This is a genomic window from Rhizobium sp. BK619, from assembly GCF_014195245.1.
GTDB classification, from domain to species: Bacteria; Pseudomonadota; Alphaproteobacteria; order Rhizobiales; family Rhizobiaceae; genus Rhizobium; species Rhizobium acidisoli.
The window spans coordinates 319,644-338,940 of sequence record NZ_JACIBH010000005.1; the positions used below are offsets into that span (position 1 = coordinate 319,644).

General features: G+C 62.2%; 20 protein-coding genes and 2 pseudogenes. 8 read left to right on the forward strand and 14 right to left on the reverse strand.

The annotated features are described in order from the left end of the window. Nucleotides 1-37: 37 nt before the first annotated feature. Nucleotides 38-1,273 (reverse strand): ABC transporter substrate-binding protein, encoded by a 1,236-nt coding sequence (locus FHX14_RS11850; protein ID WP_003594051.1) that lies wholly within the window; start codon nt 1,271-1,273, stop codon nt 38-40. 455 nt (nt 1,274-1,728) lie between these two features. Here FHX14_RS11850 and FHX14_RS11855 point away from each other — a divergent pair, with 455 nt between their 5' ends. The 4 genes from FHX14_RS11855 (at nt 1,729) to FHX14_RS11870 (ending at nt 5,195) form a co-directional block, all read left to right on the forward strand. Beyond that, nucleotides 1,729-2,769 carry a LacI family transcriptional regulator gene (locus FHX14_RS11855; protein WP_184377211.1) on the forward strand — a complete coding sequence of 347 codons (1,041 nt, stop codon included), beginning with the start codon at nt 1,729-1,731 and terminating at the stop codon, nt 2,767-2,769. A 165-nt stretch (nt 2,770-2,934) separates the two neighbouring features. Next, complete coding sequence (locus FHX14_RS11860; RefSeq protein WP_184377212.1) at nt 2,935-3,549, forward strand: C39 family peptidase; 615 nt, start codon at nt 2,935-2,937, stop codon at nt 3,547-3,549. A 33-nt stretch (nt 3,550-3,582) separates the two neighbouring features. Beyond that, nucleotides 3,583-4,659 carry a D-alanine--D-alanine ligase family protein gene (locus tag FHX14_RS11865; RefSeq protein ID WP_184377213.1) on the forward strand — a complete coding sequence of 359 codons (1,077 nt, stop codon included), beginning with the start codon at nt 3,583-3,585 and terminating at the stop codon, nt 4,657-4,659. Nucleotides 4,660-4,661: 2 nt separating this feature from the next. Next, the gene (locus FHX14_RS11870) at nt 4,662-5,195 is read left to right on the forward strand and encodes an AAA family ATPase (RefSeq protein WP_184377214.1); all 534 of its coding nucleotides are present in this window, start codon (nt 4,662-4,664) and stop codon (nt 5,193-5,195) included. 19 nt (nt 5,196-5,214) lie between these two features. Here FHX14_RS11870 and FHX14_RS11875 read toward each other — a convergent pair whose 3' ends face one another. The 5 genes and pseudogenes from FHX14_RS11875 to gndA form a co-directional block, all read right to left on the reverse strand. Next, nucleotides 5,215-5,832 (reverse strand): class I SAM-dependent methyltransferase, encoded by a 618-nt coding sequence (locus tag FHX14_RS11875; protein ID WP_184377215.1) that lies wholly within the window; start codon nt 5,830-5,832, stop codon nt 5,215-5,217. Nucleotides 5,833-5,929: 97 nt separating this feature from the next. After that, nucleotides 5,930-6,439: a GNAT family N-acetyltransferase gene (locus tag FHX14_RS11880; RefSeq protein WP_184377216.1), complete on the reverse strand. Its 510-nt coding sequence runs from the start codon at nt 6,437-6,439 to the stop codon at nt 5,930-5,932. Between the two features lie 13 nt (nt 6,440-6,452). Then, a pseudogene (locus FHX14_RS11885) lies at nt 6,453-6,895 on the reverse strand (N-acetyltransferase). Between the two features lie 36 nt (nt 6,896-6,931). Beyond that, nucleotides 6,932-7,666, reverse strand: a pseudogene (locus FHX14_RS11890) (carbon-nitrogen hydrolase family protein). A 99-nt stretch (nt 7,667-7,765) separates the two neighbouring features. Further along, nucleotides 7,766-9,217 carry an NADP-dependent phosphogluconate dehydrogenase gene (gndA, locus tag FHX14_RS11895; RefSeq protein WP_184377217.1) on the reverse strand — a complete coding sequence of 484 codons (1,452 nt, stop codon included), beginning with the start codon at nt 9,215-9,217 and terminating at the stop codon, nt 7,766-7,768. Nucleotides 9,218-9,421: 204 nt separating this feature from the next. Here gndA and FHX14_RS11900 point away from each other — a divergent pair, with 204 nt between their 5' ends. The 3 genes from FHX14_RS11900 (at nt 9,422) to FHX14_RS11910 (ending at nt 11,042) form a co-directional block, all read left to right on the forward strand. Further along, nucleotides 9,422-10,213 (forward strand): helix-turn-helix domain-containing protein, encoded by a 792-nt coding sequence (locus tag FHX14_RS11900; RefSeq protein ID WP_184377218.1) that lies wholly within the window; start codon nt 9,422-9,424, stop codon nt 10,211-10,213. A 70-nt stretch (nt 10,214-10,283) separates the two neighbouring features. After that, a complete protein-coding gene (locus FHX14_RS11905; protein ID WP_012557950.1) occupies nt 10,284-10,682 on the forward strand; it encodes a polyketide cyclase in 399 nt (132 codons plus the stop codon). Further along, entirely contained in the window at nt 10,683-11,042 is a 360-nt protein-coding gene (locus tag FHX14_RS11910) for a VOC family protein (protein WP_003594033.1), read from the forward strand. Nucleotides 11,043-11,186: 144 nt separating this feature from the next. On the opposite strand, the gene FHX14_RS11915 is transcribed toward FHX14_RS11910, so the two are convergent. The 7 genes from FHX14_RS11915 to FHX14_RS11945 all read right to left on the reverse strand — a co-directional run bounded on the left by FHX14_RS11915 (nt 11,187) and on the right by FHX14_RS11945 (nt 17,692). Next, a complete protein-coding gene (locus FHX14_RS11915) occupies nt 11,187-11,903 on the reverse strand; it encodes a PAS domain-containing protein (protein ID WP_003594032.1) in 717 nt (238 codons plus the stop codon). A 287-nt stretch (nt 11,904-12,190) separates the two neighbouring features. Continuing rightward, nucleotides 12,191-13,126: a lipid A biosynthesis lauroyl acyltransferase gene (locus FHX14_RS11920; protein WP_179610371.1), complete on the reverse strand. Its 936-nt coding sequence runs from the start codon at nt 13,124-13,126 to the stop codon at nt 12,191-12,193. Between the two features lie 7 nt (nt 13,127-13,133). Continuing rightward, nucleotides 13,134-14,162 (reverse strand): zinc-binding dehydrogenase, encoded by a 1,029-nt coding sequence (locus FHX14_RS11925; RefSeq protein ID WP_179610370.1) that lies wholly within the window; start codon nt 14,160-14,162, stop codon nt 13,134-13,136. Nucleotides 14,163-14,313: 151 nt separating this feature from the next. After that, nucleotides 14,314-15,600 (reverse strand): beta-ketoacyl-ACP synthase, encoded by a 1,287-nt coding sequence (locus FHX14_RS11930; RefSeq protein WP_184377219.1) that lies wholly within the window; start codon nt 15,598-15,600, stop codon nt 14,314-14,316. 12 nt (nt 15,601-15,612) lie between these two features. After that, nucleotides 15,613-16,818, reverse strand: coding sequence for a beta-ketoacyl-ACP synthase (locus FHX14_RS11935; RefSeq protein ID WP_179610369.1), 1,206 nt, complete (start codon nt 16,816-16,818; stop codon nt 15,613-15,615). Then, nucleotides 16,815-17,297, reverse strand: a complete 483-nt coding sequence (locus FHX14_RS11940; RefSeq protein WP_003594025.1) for a 3-hydroxyacyl-ACP dehydratase FabZ family protein — start codon at nt 17,295-17,297, stop codon at nt 16,815-16,817. The genes FHX14_RS11935 and FHX14_RS11940 overlap by 4 nt, the downstream gene beginning before the upstream one ends. Nucleotides 17,298-17,413: 116 nt before the next feature. Beyond that, nucleotides 17,414-17,692, reverse strand: a complete 279-nt coding sequence (locus FHX14_RS11945; RefSeq protein ID WP_003540486.1) for an acyl carrier protein — start codon at nt 17,690-17,692, stop codon at nt 17,414-17,416. A gap of 404 nt (nt 17,693-18,096) precedes the next feature. Between FHX14_RS11945 and FHX14_RS11950 the strand changes: the two genes are divergently transcribed. Continuing rightward, nucleotides 18,097-18,819 carry a Crp/Fnr family transcriptional regulator gene (locus tag FHX14_RS11950; RefSeq protein WP_054184768.1) on the forward strand — a complete coding sequence of 241 codons (723 nt, stop codon included), beginning with the start codon at nt 18,097-18,099 and terminating at the stop codon, nt 18,817-18,819. Here the strand turns inward: FHX14_RS11950 and FHX14_RS11955 are convergent. Then, complete coding sequence (locus tag FHX14_RS11955; protein ID WP_003594023.1) at nt 18,809-19,237, reverse strand: L,D-transpeptidase; 429 nt, start codon at nt 19,235-19,237, stop codon at nt 18,809-18,811. The two genes, FHX14_RS11950 and FHX14_RS11955, sit on opposite strands and share 11 nt — an antisense overlap. Nucleotides 19,238-19,297 lie beyond the last annotated feature (60 nt).

Here is a 19,297-nt window from a genome sequence, read left to right on the forward strand (position 1 = left end):
GCCGGACCATTGGTCCGGCCGGCGGCGAATCTACCGATCAGTCAGCCGAAGCGATGATTTTGGCGAAACGCTTCTGAGCGTCCTCCGGCGTCATCGACGGGTTGGCGAAAAATTCGGAAAAGAGGTCTTCCTTTTGCTTCTGGCTGTCGGCTGAAAGCAACTGGTCGGTACCCTGGATCACGTTGCCCTTCGCCAGGATGTCGAGACCCTTCTTCATGCAGTCGTTGGCGGCGGCGAGATCGACATCGCCGCGAACCGGCAGCGAGCCCTTTTTCAGGTTGAAGGCAACCTGGGTCTTGGGATCGAGGAGGGTCTTGGCGAGCACGGCCTGCGCCTTGGACTTTTCCTCGTCCTTCAGCAGCGGGAAGTAGAAGGCATCGCCGCCGGTCGAGATGATCTCGTTCACGCCGAGGCCCGGCAGGCAGGTGTAGTCGGTGCCGGCCTTCTGACCGGCGAGCGCGAATTCACCCTGCGCCCAGTCGCCCATGATCTGACCGCCGGCCTTGCCTGTGATGACGAGGTTGGTGGCCTGGTTCCAGTCCTGGACGTTGCTGCCTTTGGCCATGCGCCGCGCATCGTCGGCGGCCTTGAACACCTTGGCGATTTCAGGACCGGCGGCAACTTCCGCATCCTTGTCCTTGAAAACCTTGTTGAAGGTATCCTTGCCGGCAACCGCGACCATCAGCACGTCGAAGGCGCCTGTCGCCTGCCACGGCTGGCCGCCGACGGCGAGCGGAATGATGCCGGCCTTTTCGAGAGCCGGAGCGGCGGCGACGAACTCGTCCCAGTTCTTCGGCACCTCGACGCCGGCCTTCTTGAAGGCGGCATTCGACAGCCACAGCCACTGCCAGGAGTGGATGTTGACCGGAGCGCAATAGATCTTGCCGTCGATCGTGCAGGAATCGAGCAGGCTCGCCGGGCGAATGATGTCCTTCCAGTGCTCGGCGGTCGCCACGTCGGTCAGGTCGCGCATCAGGCCAGCCTGAACGAGTTCTTCAGCCTGGCGGCCGTGGTTGAACTGGGTGGCGCCCATCGGGTCGCCGCCGGTGATGCGGCTGATCATGATCGGACGGGCGGTGCCGCCCGAACCGGCGATAGCGCCGTCGACCCAGTGATTGCCGGTGGCGTCGAATGCCTTTGCCAGCTCGGCGACGGCAGCCGATTCGCCGCCTGAAGTCCACCAATGCGTGACTTCGAGATCGGTAGCATTGGCGGCGCCGAACGGAAGCGCGACCGAAGCGGCAAGCAGGGCCGCCATAATACGAATTTTCATGAGTTTTCCTCCCTCACTGAAACGTTGCCGGAAAAACTTAGATCAATCGATTTCCGCACGCAACCGCCCGCCTTCAAATTTTTCCTCGACAACGGGATTTACTACTTGTGCCTGTTTCGCCGCGGCCCGACCCTCCCCTCAGAACTGGCATTCGACCACACGATCTCGCAGATGCACTTTTTCTTTATAATATTGAAAATTCACATAAAAATCTCAACAATTGTTTTCAACTCCGCTATATCCTTTTCGCAATCGCAAAAAATCAGCAAGTGAACTACGGATTCAACCTATGCACACAATGCTGCAGAGCACACTGGAAAAAGCCCTCGACATTTCTACTGTATCGTTACAGATTGCGCTTCTTAGGGAGGCGCGATTTTGGCGGGCGGCGGGCTTACGGCGCCTGAAAAAGCCTCTATAAGCGACACCAATTCGCGCGAGGCAGGCCTACAGGGATGGAAAACAAGGGAAATTTCGGGCAAGCAGCATCGCCAGCGGCGCGCGAGCGCCCGACATTGAAGACGATCGCCTTCATGACCGGCCTCGGCGTGACGACAGTGTCGCGCGCCTTAAAGGATGCGCCCGACATCGGAGCTGAAACCAAAGAGCGGGTGCGCATGGTCGCCCGCCAGCTCGGTTACCAGCCGAACAGGGCCGGCGTGCGCCTGCGCACCGGCAAGACCAACGTCATCGCCCTCGTCCTCAGCATCGACGAGGAGATCATGGGCTTTTCAAGCCAGATGGTCTTCGGCATCTCCGAGGTGCTGTCCGGCACGCCCTATCATATCGTCGTCACGCCGCACTCCCACAGCAAGGATCCGATGCTGCCGGTGCGCTATATCCTCGATACCGGCTCAGCCGACGGCGTGATCATCTCGCGCATCGAGCCGGACGATCCGCGCGTGCGGCTGCTGACCGAGCGCGGCATGCCCTTCGCCACCCATGGGCGCACCGACGCCGGTCTGACGCATCCTTTCCACGACTTCAACAACGAAGCCTTCGCTCACCAGGCGGTGGAACGGCTCGTCAAACGCGGCCGGCGGCGCATCGCCCTGCTGCAGCCGCCGAGCAAGCTCACCTATTACGCCCATATCCGCATCGGCTTCCAGACCGGCCTGCATGATTACGGCGCCGAGGAAGTGCCGCTGCGCGTCAACAGCGACGCGCCCCTCGCCGACATTCGCGACGTCGTCGAGGTGATGATGCGCTCACCCAATGCCCCTGATGGCATCGTCTGTTCGGCCGGCAGCGCAGCAATCGCCGTCAATGCCGGTATCGAGGCTGCCGGCAAGGCGCTCGGCCGCGATCTCGATATGGTGTCGAAGCAATCGGTGCCGATCCTCAACTGGATTCGCCCGGAGATCATCACCGTCCAGGAAGACGTGCGCCAGGCCGGCCGCGAAATGGCCAAAGCCGTCATCGCCCGCATCGACGGCGTCGAACCGGAACTGCTGCAGAGCATCAGCCAGCCGATCTGGCCGGAGAGCGGCAGGTAGGGCGTATAACGTGCGCCCCGTCGGGTTTCGATGACTCAAATCGGTGACAGCGACGTAGTGAACTCGGCTCTCCCCCAACTCACCGCGCCAATCGCAAGCGGGGCATCGGCTCGAAAAAGCCAAGATTGCTCGCCATCTCAAAGCGAGTGACGGGGGATCGACAGAATGCAAGAAAGCGGCGTGCCCTATTTCAGCCAATGGGAAACACCCGGCATGACGCTGCCGGTGCTTGCCGAGGGGTCGCAGGCCTTGCTCGGCGATCCGCTCTGGCGCCATTCCGGCGCCGCGACGATCGAGGACTATGCGCGCTGGGCGGTCAATGTCTGCGGCATGGCCTGCCTGAAGATGATCCTTGCCGCCCGCGGTGAGATCCATCCGACCATCGAGCTTGCCCGCGCCTGCACTAGATATGGCGGTTATGTCGTCAACGAGATCGATGCCTCGATCAAGGGGCTGATCTACGCGCCCTTCGTCCGCTTCGCTGCCGAGCGGTTCGCACTGAGCGCGGAGACGATGACAGGCGTCGAGATATCTACCCTTCCAGAGCTTCTATCGAAGCGGCGCTTCTTCATCGCCTCGGTGCATTCGGGCATCCGCTGGCCGGAGCGCCTGCCGCCGTCGAAGGGCGGCCATCTGGTGCTGGTGACGGCGGCGAGCGACGAGGCGATCCGCTTCCACAACCCGTCCGGTCATGACGAGGCGAGCCAGGCTGATGTAACGCTGCCGCTTGCCGTCTTCGACCGCTTCTTCGCCAATCGCGGCATATCGGTCGACGCCTGACCTTTTCAACACCAGATCTTTTCGGAGGCTTTCATGACCCTTTCGCCAAACAGGCTGCGCATTGCCGTGCTCTTCGGCGGCCGCTCGGCCGAGCATGAGGTTTCCATCCTTTCCGCAACCAATGTCATGGGTGCGCTTAAGCCCGAGAAATATGACGCCATCCCCGTTTTCATTACCCGCGAGGGACAATGGCTGCTGAGCAATTTCGAGGACGGTATGCTGGGGACACCGTCATCAGGCGTAGAAATCTGCCTCGTGCCGGGCGGACGGGGACGGGTGCTGGAAATCCCGGCCCATGGCGCACCGCATGAGTTGGCAAGGATCGACATCCTGTTTCCAGTGCTGCACGGCCTGCATGGCGAAGACGGATCGGTGCAGGGCCTGGCGGAGGTGGCGCGCGTGCCGCTCGCCGGCTGCGGCATTCTCGGCTCGGCCGCGGCGCTCGACAAGGATATCGCCAAGCGCCTGCTCAGGGCGGCGGGCCTGCCGGTGGCGCGCTCGGTGACGATGCGTGAGGACACGGCCCCTTCGCTGGCAGCCCTCGAAGGCGAGCTTGGCCTGCCGCTTTTCATCAAGCCGGCGCGCCAGGGATCGTCGGTCGGCGTCGCCAAAGTCCATGCCAGCCAGGAATTCGCGCCCGCCATTGCCGAGGCGTTCCGCCACGATCGCATGCTGCTCGCCGAGGAGTTCGTCGCCGGCCGCGAGATCGAATTCAGCGTGCTGGAGGATGCGGCAGGCGAGCTCTTCGTCTCCCGGCCGGGCGAGATCGTGCCGGCCGAGAGCCACGGCTTCTACAGCTACGATGCCAAATATATCGACGAGAAGGGCGCGGCGTTGAAGGTCCCGGCCGACCTGCCTGAGGAGGTCGAGGCTGCCATGCGCGACATGGCCGCAAGCGCTTTCCGTGCGGTCGGCTGCGACGGCATGGCCCGCGTCGACTTTTTCCTGACGCAGGACATGCGGTTCCTCGTCAACGAGATCAACACCATCCCCGGCTTCACCGATATCAGCATGTATTCCAAGGCGATGGCGGCAAGCGGCGTCGGTTACGCCGAAATCATCGACAGGCTGGTGGAGCACGGCCTGGCGCGCGCCGGCCGGCCTACTTGAGCATGAACAGTTCAGTCCTGATTTCAGGATGCTCCGGCGGCGGAAAATCGACGCTACTGGCCGAACTCGGCCGCCGCGGTCATGCGATCGTCGAAGAGCCGGGCCGGCGGATCGCCAGGCAAGAGCTCGAAAGCGACGGCGCAGCCCTGCCCTGGATCGACATGGCGGCCTTCGCCCGGCGCGCCATCGAGATGGCGATCGCTGACCACGCAGCAGCACACGGCCGGGCCGGCTGGACGTTTTTCGACCGAGGGCTGATCGATGCCGCGGCAGCACTTCAACACCTGACCGGAGAACCGGTCCTGGACAGGTTGAGCGCCCTCCACCGCTATAACAGCAGCGTTTTTCTCACCCCGCCATGGCCGGAAATCTATGTCACCGACCCCGAGCGACGCCATGGTTTCGACGAGGCAGTCGCCGAATATGACCGGCTTGCAGCCATCTACCCGGCGCTCGGCTACAACGTCGTCACGCTACCGAAAATCGCGGTCGCCGACCGGGCGGATTTCATCCTCGATCGCTTGGAAGCGAAATAGCCGCCTCTCGGCCGCTTTCTCAACGCCTGCGAAAGACGCACCACTGAAAGGACTGCCGGCCGCCGCTGGGTGTCGTGTGCTCCTCGCGCCAGTCGCGCTCAAGCGTGAACGCGGAGGAGAATTCACGCGTAAGAGCGGCCGCGTCGTAACGCTGGACCGGCAAACCGCTGCACCGTTCCGGCCCGTCCGGCGCGAAGGTCGCGATGATCACGGCACTGCCAGGCGCCGTGCCGGTTTCGAGGGCGCGGCGATAGGCCAGCCGCTGCTCGGGTTCGGTGTGGAAATGAAAGACGGCGCGGTCGTGCCACACATCGTACTGACGCTCCGGTCTCCACGCGGTGACATCATCGACCACCCAGGCAACGCGGGCGGTTTCGTCCCCCAGCCGTGCTTTGGCGAGGTCGAGCGCCGGCGCGGCGATATCGAGAACGGTGAGATCGGACCACCCGCGCTCGACAAGGCGATCGACAAGGCTCGATGCGCCACCGCCCACATCGATCAGCGAGGCCGTGACCGGCAATCGCAGCGCGTCAAGCGCCTGCAGGGAAGGCTCGGGCGTCGGCTGATACCAGCTGACGCTGTCAGCAGCTTTCGTGCGGTAGACCGCGTCCCAGTGCTCCTGCTTCGCCTCCGTCATTCGGCATCCTCACTTTTGCAGCGCCCGATCCTGACCGATCAACATGTAAGGATTGAGACGTCTGCACAGCCGCGGCGCGCGGTGAGTTTACATGTTTTCAGGCAGCGAGATGACGATAAACGAGATCCCCAGGATCGGTTCGAGGAGCCGTCAGATCAAGACGCCCGCCCAACCGTTGCGCGACGGCAATCGAGGCGGCGTTGCCGGGGGCGATATAGCTGACGAGCGACGGCAGGCTGAGCGTCGCAAAGGCCCAGTCCCGCAACGCCATGGCCGCCTCGGTCGCATAACCTCTGCCCTCATGGCCCTCATAGACCAACCAGCCCAACTCCTTTTCCGGAAAGAGCGGCCCGTGATTGATGCCGACCTGACCGACGCATTCGCCGGTCTCGGCAAGGTCGACCATCAGCGCCCCGTGCCCGAAAAGCTGCCAGAGCGCCACGTCGTGACAGAACATTCCCCAGGCCGCGCGTAGATCGAACGGCCCGCCCATTCCGACCGACCGCGGTGAAGCCATGAGTTCCGCATAGGCGGCGAAATCATCCATCTCGGGCATGCGAAGCCTCAGACGCTCGGTTCGGATTTTTATCCCGCCGATTTCGGACATATCGTCGCCTCTGTCAGGTGGGGTTTGGGGTTTCAAACGCCGGGGCAAATTGCAGCATTCCGCTTGGCGTGGTTCCGCGGAAAACAATCCGCTGTACGAGCCGCCTATCGAGGTCGAGATACATCAGCTGCCCGTCGCTGCTGAAACCGACGCGACTGTAGATGTCCGGGTTTCCGATCAACGCACGGCCGGTGGCACCTCCGGCTTGACGGATATCGGACCCAGTCCGAACCAGCCGCCACGCACGCCGTTGATCGTCACCGGGGAAAATGAAACATGCCCCCGGATCTCCCCATCATCTTCAGCAACCAGCGATATCGTCAGATCGCCGCTCGCACGAAGTTTTCGAATGATCTCCGACTCCGTACCATCGCTGTAAGGCATCGGCGCAATGGCAATCGAGGTCAGATCGTGGATCGCATCGATATCTGCCGGCGTTTCACATCTGATGAGCATCTCGGTCAACCCCTCATGCATGATCGCTTGCCGATGCTAAGCAGGATAATCGAAAATGAGTAAGCCGGGTTTTTCCAGAGGCAATTGCGCCACGACCTGCCCTTCCGAGTTCAGAACCGCCGTAGGGCCTCAGGCGACGCGCCCATCGCGCTCGCCTGTCACGTCGGACGATATCATCCAGAGGCCGGTTTCGCGGCATCTTTCGCCGCGGACGACATTGTGCTGCTCCTTGAATACTTCCGCCTTATCACGTGGCATCATATTGTTGGAGCAACATAAGATCAGCGATGCGCCCAGCGCTGCGAGCTTTGCCGCCGCTTCGGGAAAGTTGGTGTCGTAGCAGATGTTTACCCCAAAGCGCAGATCACCGATCGCAAAGAGCGGGCTCTCCCTTCCCGCCTCGAAGGCCTGTTCGCCGCGTAACAGGTGGGGTTTGCGGTATCGGCCGATAAGAACGCCGTGCTCGACGACAACGGCGGTGTTGAACAGTCGCCCGCCATCGATTTCGATCAGCCCCATGACCAGCACCGGTCCCGACTTCGGTAACCGATGCAGGACGGCTCCGAACGCGGCCGATGCGAGATCGAGGGCAACGCGACGTGCCGATGGTTCATCGGTCAGGTAGCCCTGAAGAAACCCTTCGGGAAAGAGCAGCAAGGCCACGCCATCGGTCTCTGCTAGGGCTGCGACTCCAACGGCATAATCCAAGGCCGCCGCGACATTATCCCGAAATTCCGGCGTCTGCGCAGCGGCTATCCGGATGCTTTTCACATCGGTCGCCTTTCGGATGTCTCGTCGTCCGGGCGGCCCAAGCCACGAAAAAGCCCGGCACGGCGGCCGGGCTCTTCCTTGATGTCTGCTCGGCAAGCCTCAGAAGGTCGAAGCACCGCTGCCCCATGGGCCATGGTGGAAATCTTTGCCATCCAGGCGGTCGAAGCCGTGAGCGCCGAAGAAGTCGCGCTGCGCCTGGATGAGGTTTGCCGTTCCCCTGCCCTGGCGGTAGGCGTCGAAATAGGTGAGCGCCGAAGTCAGCGCCGGCACCGGCAGGCCGGCGGAAATCGCCGCGGCGACGACGCGGCGCAGTGCCGGGATCGATTCCTTGACCATGTTGGAGAAGGCCGGCGTGACGATCAGGTTTGCGGCGTCGGGCGCCTTGGTGAAGGCCGAGGTGATCTCGTCGAGGAACTGCGAGCGGATGATGCAGCCGGCGCGCCAGATCCTGGCAATGGTCGGCATCGGCAGCGACCAGTTGAACTCGCGCGAGGCTTCCGCCATCACCGCAAAGCCCTGCGCATAGGCGCCGATCTTGGCGGCAAACAGCGCCAGTTCGAGATCCTTGTTGAGTTCGGGACCGTAAGCGATCGGGAAGGATACGGCCTGCGTGCCGAAGATCTTTTCGGCAGCTTCGCGCTGCGATTTCATCGAGGAGAGGCTGCGGGCGGCAACCGCGGCTTCGATCGCCGTTGCCGGAATGCCCATGTTCTGTGCCTCGATCGCCGACCACTTGCCGGTGCCCTTCTGGCCGGCCTTGTCGAGGATCATGTCGACCATCGGGCCGCCGGAGACCGGATCGGTCGCGGCAAGCACCTTTTCGGAAATCTCGATCAGATAGGAGTTCAACCGGCCCTTGTTCCACTCACCGAAGACGCCGGAGATGTCGGAGGCGCTCTTGCCGAGGCCATCGCGCAGGATGCCGTAGATTTCGGCGATCATCTGCATATCGGCATATTCGATGCCGTTATGGATGGTCTTGACGAAATGGCCGGCGCCGTCATTGCCGAGCCAGGCGACGCAGGGCTCGTCATTGTAGCGGGCGGCAATCGAGGTCAGCACCTTCTCGACGCGCTTCCAGGAGTCTTCCGTGCCGCCAACCATGATCGACGGGCCATGGCGCGCACCTTCTTCGCCGCCGGAAACACCCATGCCGATGAAGGTGAGATCGGTATCCTTGAGGCGGTCGAAGCGCGCGACGGTGTCGCGGAAATTGGCGTTGCCGGCATCGATCATGATGTCGCCCTTGGACAGATGCGGGCGCAACGCCTCCATCTGCTGATCGACGGCATCACCCGCCTTGATCATGATGATGATCGGGCGCGGCGGCCGGATCGCATCGACGAACTCTTCGATCGTCTTGCAGGGAATAATCTGCTTTTTCAGATCGCCGGCGCTTTCGTAGAATTCGTCGGTTTTCTCAGGCGTACGGTTAAAGACCGCAATTTTATTGCCTTTTTCCGCGATGTTGAGCGCCAGATTGGAGCCCATGACCGCAAGACCGATCAGTCCGATTTCTGCCTTTTCCACGACAAACCTCCGATGTGTCATTTGGACCGGTGTTGTGGCACTGTCTCGGTCAAACGGCAAGTCTCGCAAGGGTCTAATCGGTTCGCAAAAGCAATGAAATGACGCTTGCAATATCCCGACTTGTCCGACAACCGCTTGTGCCGGCTGATTGTCAACCAAGTTTTCGCACGACCTGCCCTTGATGCCCTATCTGATGGTATTATCGGCGTTTCGGGAGAGATCGCCTTGGCACCGGAAAGACGAAAAGATACCGCGTTGCTCGCTGCCCGTGCCGGCCGCTACCGGGAATATGCGCCGCCGCTGAGGCTGCGACACCATTTCAGCCGGTTCTGGTCGCATGCGCTCAATGACGGACCGCCGGCACAGGTGGCGATCGTGCCGGACGGCTATTGCGACCTCCTCTGGATCGACGGCCGGCTGGCAGTCGTCGGGCCCGACAGGACGGCGGCCTTTCCCACTCTCCGGCCGGGAACAACGGTCATCGGCGCACGTTTTGCGCCGGGCGCCGCTGCACCCTGGCTGAAGACGCCACTCTCGGCGCTGCTCGGCCGCTCCGTGCCGCTTGCCGACATCGGCTGGAAGCACACGGCCGAATTCGAGGCACGGCTTGGCGATTGCCCCGATCCAGCGGATGCCATGGCGCTATTCGGCCGCCTGCTCGAAGAGGCCGCGCGCGATGCGGACGAACCCGCTGAGGATGCCGCCGTAATCTTCGCCGCCGCCGATCGCGGCCGCCCGGCGTCCGGGCTGCTCGACCGGCTCAGCATGAGCGAAAGGCAGCTGCGTCGCCGTTGCCACCACCATTTCGGCTATGGCGCCAAGACGCTGGAACGGATCCGTCGGTTCCAGCGTTTCCTCGACCTCTGCCGCAGGTCGGGCACGATGCCGCTTGCCCATCTTGCGCTCGAAGCGGGCTTTGCCGACCAGGCTCACATGACGCGCGAGGTCGGCGAGCTCTCGGGGCTGACTCCTACCGCCATTCTTGGCCAACTCAGCATGCCGAAAAAACCAAGCTGACCGTTTTGTTCAAGACGCCGCGGATCGGCCTGTTATGACAGCAAGACCCAATATCGAGGACCTGCAAGCCATGTCGACGATGCCCGCGAAAATCATCCACCAATCGATCGAGCGCGACTGGCGCGACGTCTATGATTTCGCCGGCAAGCCGGAGAACATGCCACTCTGGGCATCCGGCCTTGCGAGCGGCCTCGAGCCGAACGGCGCCGACTGGATTGCCCATGGCGCGCTTGGCACCGTAAAGGTGAGCTTCGTGCCGACCAATGAATTCGGCGTGATCGACCATACGGTGACAATCGAATCCGGCCTCCGGGTCTATAATGCGCTGCGCATCGTGCCGAACGGCGATGGTTGCGAGGTCATGTTCACGCTGCTGCGGCTGCCCGGCATGACCGATGCGCAGTTTTCAGCCGATGCCGCCCATGTCGAGAAGGATCTCGCCATGCTGAAAGCCCTGATGGAGAGATAGATGTCCGAGAAGTCAGAAAACCACGATCGCCGCATCGATTATGTCGAATTCAATGTCGCCGACATCGCCGCCGCCAAAGCCTTCTACGGCTCGGCCTTCGGCTGGCGTTTCACCGATTACGGCCCGAACTACTGCGAATTCGACGATGGCCGGCTCAAGGGCGGCTTCACCGATTTCGGTCCCGTGCGGCCGGGCGGCCCGCTGGTCGTCGTCTACGCCAGGGATCTCGAAGAGGTGCTGACGTCGGTCGAGAGGGCCGGCGGCACCATCGTCCGGCCGATCACCGATTTTCCCGGAGGCCGCCGCTTCCATTTCCTCGACCGCGACGGATATGAACTCGCCGTCTGGGCGACTGCCTGAAGGCGGCTGGCTGGTCGCGGCCAGCTAGAGCATGATGCCGAAAAGTGTGCGCGGTTTTCGGGCGACATCATGCTCTAACTCTTTAATTTAGAACAGGATTCAGATTTTAGGCCAACCGGGCCTAAAATCATCCTGTTCTAGTGATCAGCCAGTTGGCTGCTGCGGCTCGATGTCCTCCATGACGAGCAGCGCGCCAATCACCGTACCGCCGACATCGCGCAACGGCGACATACGACAGCGCACCTGCTCCGAGCTGCCGCTGGCGTTCGGACACTCATAGGCGTAGTCGATCTGCTCCCCGGCAAAGCAGTCGTCGAGCTTGTATTTGGCGCACGCGGCAAACAGCTCCTCTCCGATGAATTCGGAAAGATGGCGGCCGATGAGTTCCATCGGCTTCTTGTTGAGATGGGCGCAGTTGGCTGGATTGGAATAGAGGAAGCGATAGTCCCTGGTCAGCACCGCCACCCGGTCCGGAAGGCTTTCGAGGATCGCCGAATTGAGGAATTGGCCGTTGTCGGTATCAGGCACATAGGCCGGCGGCGGCTCGATGCGCACGTCCTGAGGCGACGGCACGCGCCAGTCCGGACCATGCGTGCCGAAATAACGGTCAAGCAGGAAGGATAGCACCGTCGTGTGCTCGGTGACGCTGGCGCTGTCGTCGGCGTCCTGGCCGATGAGATGAGTCACAAACTGCAGCTGCATGTAGACTTCGAGCAGATTGACCGCCTGATGGGCGAGGATTGCCTCGACCAGCGGTTCGACATGGCCGTCGAGCGCCGTGACGCGCTGATCGTCACCCAGGCGTATGGCTTCCTCTATCTGCGTGCAACGCAAGGAAAAAGCTCGAAAAAGCTCCAGCAAGACGCCCAACTCCCATTGGTCCAAGAGACGGTCCGAGACCTATTATGGCGGCATATTTCGAAAAATGCGCCCTTCGGTAGACATTATTCGCGTCTTGGTAGTGACGGGTAACATGAAAATGCACTCAGTTTCAATCCGACACCATTGCCGCTTTTCACCGCTGATAATTGGGGGTGGATATTCTGAAAGCATGTCGCGCAAAAGCGTGTCGCGGTTTTGCAGATAACGACATGCACCAAAACAAAGAACTAAAGCGGGAGAGCGAATCCGATAGATCGCGAGGCGTTTCAGGAGCTGAGCGTCTGCTTGATCTGCCAGCGGTCGTGGTACCAGAGCCACTGTTCCGGGTATTCCCGCACCCAGCTTTCCACCTTGTCGTTGAGCAGCTGGGCGGCCGCCGGCAGGTCGAGATTGCCTTTGGCGTCGCGGGGCATTTCCAGCCGCGGCTCGATTTCCAGCCGATAGCGGTTGCCTGGCAGCCGGATGCAACGCGCAGGATAGACCTCGCAATCGAACTGGCGCACCAGCTTCGGCAGCAGCGGATTGGTCTTGACGTCGCGCCCGAAGAAGGTGCCCTTCAGCCCCTTGCCAAATTTCTGGTCGACGAGCACGCCCACGCCTTGGCCGGCTTCCAGCTGACGGGCGAGCGCGAAGGAGGAGCCGGCATGCGACGGCACCAGCTTGCCCATCCGCGCGCTCCTGAAATCGAAGACCTTCTTGGCGACATAGGGATTGTTCGGCGGCCGAAACAGCACGGTCACATGAAGCCCGAAGGCGGCACCCGCCACCGGCAGCAGCTCGAAATTCGCGGTATGGCCGGTAAAGACGATGAAGGGGCGCGGATTGTCGCGCAGATCGAGAAAGATCGGGATGCCCGACACCTCCACCCTGCCCGGCTCGTCATTTGCGGGATCATAGTCGAACAACTGGTCGAGGAAGACGTATTCGGCCGCAAGCCGGCCCATATTGCCCCAGCTTGCGAGCGCGATCTCTTCGATCTCGGCCTCGCTCTTCTCAGGGAAGGCATTGCGCAGATTGACGAGCATCAGCTTGTGGCGGCGCGTCCGCCGGCCGAGGCGGCGCGTCATCCTGTCGGCGAAGCGAATCGCGCCATCAGCCGGAAACAGCTTCAGCAGGTTCAGAAAGCCGAACATCACCTGCGCTACCAGCCATTGCTGGAAGTGCCTGAGCGCCAGAACGATCCGGGTGATGAGGAGCTTCACTTGGGGCTCAATCCATTTTCAGAATGATCTTGCCGAAGATCTGGCGCGACTCCATCCGCTCCAGCGCTCGGTCGATATCGCCGAAGCTGACCTCGGTATCGATGACAGGATGGACGAGCCCGCGGCCCATCTTCTGCATCGCATCCGCCATGTTCTCCATGCGGCAGCCGAAGGAGCCGAAAAGCTTCAGCTGCTGCTGGAACAGCATCATCAGGTTCATTTCCGTGGAAACACCCGAGGTCGAACCGCAGGTGACGAGCCGCCCGCCACGCTTCATGCAGAGCATCGAGCCCGCCCAGGTATCCTTGCCGACATGTTCGAAGACGACGTCGACGCCCTTCTTCTTGGTGAGCTTGCGCACCACGCCCTCGAACCGGTCGGTGCGGTAATTGATAACGTGATCGGCGCCGAGCGCTTTGGCCTTTTCGATCTTGTCGTCCGAGCCGACGGTGGTGATGACGGTGCAGCCGATCTTCTTGGCAAGCTGGATCGCTGCCGTGCCAATGCCTGAGCCGCCGGCATGGACGAGGATCGTCTCGCCGGGTTCGAGCTTGGCATTGTCGAACAGCATGTGCTCAACCGTGCCGAAGGTGACGGGAGCGAGTGCCGCGCCGATGGCATCGACGCCGGGAGGAGCCGGCACCAGCAGCCGCGCCGGAAGGTTGACCTTCTCCTGCGCGAAACCGTCGAGATGGAAGCCGTGCACGCCGGAGACATGTTCGCAGAGATTGTCGCGGCCTTCGCGGCAGGGGCGGCACAGGCCGCAGGTGCGCGCACCGTAGATGGAAACGAGCTGGCCCGGCAGCACGTTGGCGACACCCGGCCCGATCGCTTCGACGACGCCGGAAGCCTCTGCGCCGATGACCAGCGGCATCTTGCGCTTGGCGAATGCCATGCCGCGCCAGCCCCAGACGTCGATATGGTTGAGCGCCACCGCCTTGACGCGCAACGTCACCTCGCCGGCGGCAGGCGCATCCGGTTCCGGCAGGTCGGTGATCTCAAGCTTGCGGTCATCGATCAGTTGCAAAGCGCGCATGATGTATAGTTCTTTCTTCTACGTGTATTGTCGTCATGCTCGGGCTTGTCCCGAGCATCTGCCAGCGGTCATGGAGTTACGCAAGTAGATCCTCGGGACAAGCCCGAGGATGACGTCAGAAACCACTTCTTTGCAAAATCAAGGAGGGTCTCTAAGCCGGTTCGAGCGCCATGACAAGGCTGGCATTCTGCCCGCCGAAGCCGAAGGAGTTGGAAAGCACGGCAGAAACCTGCGCTTCCCGTTTCTTGTTCGGCACGACATCGAGAACGATCGACGGATCGGGATTGGTATAGTTGATCGTCGGCGGCAGCGTCCCGGTCAGCATCGTCTGCAGCGAGAACACCGCCTCGACGGCGCCCGCCGCCGTCAGCGTATGGCCGATCATCGACTTGTTCGAGGAAACCGGGATGCTAGCGATCCGTTCGCCGAAGACGGCCGACATCGCCCCATATTCCATCTTGTCATTCTCGGGCGTCGAAGTGCCATGAGCATTGATATAGCCGATGCCGCTCTCGTCGATGCCGGCATCAGCAAGGGCGGCGCGGATCGTCGCGATTGCCGGGCCGCCGTCCGGCGAGGAGCGGGTGCGGTGGAAGCTGTCGGCCTTGTCGCCGGCGCCCTTCATGATGCCGAGCACCTTGGCGCCGCGGGCAACCGCCGCCTCAAGCGATTCCAGCACCAACGTCGCCGCACCTTCGGCGATGACGAAGCCGTCGCGATCCTTGCTGAACGGCTTGGATGCCTTGGTCGGCGGATCGTTCTGCGTCGAAAGGGCCGACAGCAGGGAGAAGCGGATCAGCGCTTCGGCGCTGAGAGAACCGTCGGTCGCAACCGTCAGGGCGCGATCGGTGCGGCCCTGGCGGATCGCCTCGATGCCGAGCTGGATCGCCGTGACGCCGGAGGCGCAGGCCGTCGACAGCGTGACGGGAAGGCCGCGCGTGCCGAACCGGTCGGCAAGGCGCTCGGAAATCGCGCCGAACAGGGCCGCCTCATGGAAGGCCGGATCCGGACGCTGGCGCAGCGCCGTCAGGAAACGTTCATAAGCATCACCAGGATGCTCGGAGGCCGGCGAACGGTCGGCAAGTTCGAAACGCGCGCTCCATTCCGGTTCGATCGGCGGGGCGGCAAGGAACAGCGGGCCGTTGAAATCGCCGGAAAGGCCGGCATCGGCCAACGCCTCGATCGTCGTTTCGCGCGCGAAGGCGTAGGAGCGCTCGACGGCATTCGGAGCCGGGATACCGATGAAATCGACGGTGCCGGCAATCCGCGTCGACAATCCTTCGGTCGGGAAACGGTTGATCTCGTGAATGCCCGAGGTGCCTGACGAAAGCGCTGCCCAGTTGTCGCTGAGGCCCTGACCGAGCGAGGTGATGATACCCATGCCGGTCACGGCCACGATCGGACGGCCGAGGTGATCCCTGTAAGCGGAAGCTGTCATATCTTTCACTCCTCACGCATTTGCGGAAAGGACGGCAACGCCCTCACCGCGCTGGTGTCCGACCGCGGTGACGACGGCGGCCGCGGCGCCTGCCCGCATCGGCGCCTCATGGGCGGCATCGAAGGGCGGAACCTTGGCCTTGCCGTCGACGGCAAGCGCCGCAAGCGCCAGACCCAGTGTGAACTGCGTCTCGATCGTGTGGCCGGTGACGCCGCCAAAGCCGCGGATTGCGGCACCGGGCAGTTGGTGTTCGAGCACCGCCCGCTCGCGGGCGGCAAGATCGTGCATACCGGTCGAGCCGGAAAAGATCGCCGTACTTTCGGCAGCAAGCCCGGCGGCGGGTGCCAAAAGCCGCTCCAGCCGGACCTCGAGATTGCCGGCATTGCGGTTGCCGCGGTCGCCCTCGACCGCATCGATGACGGCATAGATATGCGCGCCACGCGCTTCCGCATGCTGGCGCGATTCCAACACCAGGAAGGCGCCGGCCGAACCGGTGATCATGCCGCCGCCATCGCTTGATTTGCGCGACCAGAGCGGCACCCAGTCGCCGCGCGCATGGGCGCCGATCGCTTCGGTGAGCAGGATCATGTCCGGCCGCTCCGCCGCGAAGGCGCCGCCGACCAGCGCATGCGAGGATTCGCCTGATTTGATGCGATAGAAGGCGGTCTCGACGGCTGAAATCCCTGCCGCTTCCTCGCCCATGAAGGTGCGCGACGAGCCGGTGACCTTATGCACGATCGAGATGTTGCCGGCGAGCAGGTTGGAAAGCTGAGCGAGGAACAGCGTCGGCCTCAGTTCCGTCGTCAGCTTCTCGTTCAGCAGCAACTCGCGGTCGTTGCGCTTCAGCGCCTCGTCGACGATCAGCGTATCGACATTGATGTCGCGTTCGCCGCCGCCCGCCGCTACGATCATGTCCATCGTACCGCAGGCCTCGAGATTGTCCTTGAAGCCGGCATCGTCGAGTGCCAAGCCCGCGGCGAAGACGCCGATGCGCTGCCAGTTCTCCATCTGGCGCTGGTCGCCGCGCTTGGCGATCTGCTGCGACCAATCGATCTCCGGCAGCGGATGCACCGGATAAGGCTTGAACTTCTCGGTCTCGACGATCGCCTTCGGCGCGCTTGTCGCCGAAAGCAGTGCGATATGCGCATCCTTGCCGACGCCCTGACAGGTGACGATGCCGATGCCCGAGATGACGACGTCGTTTGCAGCCTTGCTCATCCAACCACTCCCTGCGCCGCGATCGCTTCGAGAAGTCCAATCTCGCCGGCACGTTTTTTCACGATATCGCCGAGCGGCACTTCGGAAAACGGCATGGTGCGAAGCTTCAGCTGCGCATCACAGACCTTCTTGCCGGCGCTGGTGATTTTAGCCTTGGTCACCGCGAAACCCGAACCGTCGTGCTCAAGCACCGCCTCGATGTCGAGCACGGCTTCCGGCTCGACGAACGTGCGCATCTTGGCGCCGTCGACCGACATCAGGAAGGGCATGGCGGCGAAGTTGGTGGCGGCAAGCACCAGCATGCCGGAGGCCTGCGCCATGGTCTCGATCAACAGCACACCGGGAACGAGCGGCATGCCGGGAAAATGACCCTCGAAGACGGGGCTCTTGGCCGGCACGACGGATCGCGCGTTCAGCGTGCCCTTCTTCAGGTCCACCGCTTCGACGCGGTCAATCATCTGGAAATATTCCAGCAGCATTCGGATCCTCCGGCCCGACAGGCCAGATCCGCCCGCCGGTGACGCCTAGTTAGGAACGAAACCGCCCAGCCGCCATAGTCAGGCGGCAGGGCGCTCAAAAAAAGACGGTTATGTCCTCAGGCCTTGGCTGCTTTGAGCTCGTCGATCTTGGCGCAGAGGTTCTTCAGCACGAAATATTCTTCGGTGGAAACCTTGCCCTCGTTGACTTCCTGCGTCCACTTTTCGAGCGGAATCTTGATGCCGAATTCCTTGTCGATCGCAAACACGATGTCGAGGAAATCGAGGCTGTCGATACCGAGGTCGTCGATCGTATGGCTCTCCGGCGTGATCGTCGCGCGGTCGATCTCGCTGGTTTCTGCAATAATGTCGGCAACTTTATCGAATGTAGCGGTCACGCGCTGTACCTCATGAAATGACGATTTAAACCTCCTCATAGGCAAATCCATTTCAAAAGCCAATGCTTTCGTCCCGGCGTTGCGGCAATTTGCCGGCCGGGTGTTGCCTAAACAGCAATGGAATGCAGGCCTTGGCCCTCACCCGAGGCGGATGGCGATGCCGCTGCCGGCAGCCCGCTGCGCCGGCAGCGCCGACAGGCCATGCGAATCAAAGCCGCGCACGACCTCGCCTCGGCGCGAGCATCCTCCCCGACCGAGCCGCAAACACGGACACTTGATCTGGATCAATTCGTAAGCCCGGCGAAATTGATAATCATCAAGCGCGGGAAGAAATCGGGATAGCCGGGCTCTCTCGCAGATGTCAGGTATGCCGGGGTATATCAGGATTTCGAAGGGATCGGGATATGGACGTCGCACGCAGTGAGGTTCTCAAAGCCGGCACGCCTGTCGCTTGCCGTTCCTGCCAGGCGCGGCACGGCGTCGTCTGTGGCGCCTTGTCGAGCAGCCAGCTGCGAGAACTCGGCCGCCATTCGCTGCGCCGCAAGGTCGATGCGGGCTCTGAGATCGTCGCTCAAGGGTCGGAAAGCTCTTTCTATTCGAACATCATGCGCGGGGTGGTGAAGCTCTGCAAGGTGATGCCGGACGGGCGCCAGCAGATCGTCGGCCTGCAATTTGCCCCCGATTTCGTCGGCAGGCCTTTCATGCGCGAGAGCACGCTGTCGGCCGAGGCTGCGACCGATGCCGAAATCTGCGTCTTCCCTCGCAGCCTGCTCGACCGAATGATATCGGAGACGCCGGAATTGCAGCGCAGCCTGCACGATCAGGCACTGAAGGAGCTCGATGCCGCGCGCGAATGGATGCTGACGCTCGGCCGGCGCACCGCCGAGGAGAAGGTCGCAAGCCTGCTCCACCTCATCGCCACGCATGCCGAACCGCAAACGGCCACCAGCACCGCCTTCGATCTGCCGCTATCGCGCGCCGAGATCGCCGATTTTCTCGGGCTGACGATCGAAACCGTCAGCCGCCAGTTAACCCGCCTGCGCAAACAGGGCGTCATCCGCATCGAGAACATCCGGCATATCGTCGTCCCCGACATGGATGAGCTGGAAAAGAAGATCAGCGGGTAATCACCACGCGGGTATTGGCAAGGCCGGCTTGGCGCGCCAGCGAGAAGAACTGGGCGGCATTGTCGGGGTGCAGTCGAACGCAGCCATGCGAGGCCGGCCGGCCCAGGCGCTTCAGGTCGAAAGTGGCGTGAACGGCGTAACCGCCGTTGAAGAACACAGCGTAGGGCATCGGCGCATTGTCGTATTTCCGGGAACGGTGATCGCGCGACAGCCACTTGGCGCTCCACGAACCGGTCGGCGTGACGTAGCCGTCGCGTGCAGTCGAAACCTTCCAGCGATACTTGACGAAGCCGTTCTCGGTGACGGTCATCATCTGCTTGCCGATGCTGACATTGGCAACCAGCGTCGCCGCCTCAGCGGCAACGGGAAAAAACTGCAGCAATAAACTTGCGGCCGCAGCCGCCAAAATCGTCTTCATGATAGCCCCTCTTCGCACCCGCGCAGTTTAATTGCGCCCTCACGACAGAGAGACTAAGGC